Source organism: Streptomyces pseudogriseolus, from assembly GCA_002154585.1.
GTDB lineage: Bacteria > Actinomycetota > Actinomycetes > Streptomycetales > Streptomycetaceae > Streptomyces > Streptomyces pseudogriseolus.
This window is the reverse complement of record MUNG01000453.1, coordinates 1-587: the sequence shown is the minus strand read 5'-3', so window position 1 is coordinate 587 and position 587 is coordinate 1. Positions and strand designations below refer to the sequence as shown.

General features: G+C 81.9%; 1 pseudogene. It reads right to left on the bottom strand.

Annotated features, from left to right (window positions below):
- Positions 1–587: pseudogene (locus CCN29_RS30730) on the bottom strand (transferase); the annotation flags it as partial.

The following is a 587-nucleotide window of genomic DNA, read 5'->3' as shown; positions in this document are numbered from 1 at the left end:
GCCCCCGTCACCGCCGTCCCCCGGCGCGGCGACGACGCCCACCGGCCGCACCCCGCACCGGGGATGGCGCAGCACGGCGGCGGCCACGCGCTGCGCGGTCGCCGCCGGTCCGATCACGAGTGCCGCCCGCGGATGCCGCAGCAGCGCCGCCCGCCGCCGTCCGTGGACCAGCGCGCGCAGCCCGCCGCCCACCGCCACCTGCGCCGCCAGCCCCGCCAGCACGGTGCCGGCGGACAGTGCCTCCTGCGGCCGGAACGCCGCCCACAGCGCCGCCGTCGCCAGCCAGGCCACCGCCACGCGCCCGCACATGGCGGGCAGTTCGTCCAGGACCGCCGGGAGCGCGGGCCGTACGCCGGGCGGACGCAGCAGCAGAAGCGAGGCCCCGGCCAGCAGGGCGAGCAGCACCGGCGGTAGGCCGGCCGCCCACCCGGCGAGCAGGGCCGCCGCGCCGTCCGCGAGCAGCAGGGGAACCGGGGAGTCGGGGCGGTCCGGGGGCCGCGAGGCGGGCAGCCGGGGACCGGTGTCGCCGGCGCGCGGCGGCATGACGGACACGGGCGGGAATCCGTGCTCCCGGGGCGGGACACCGG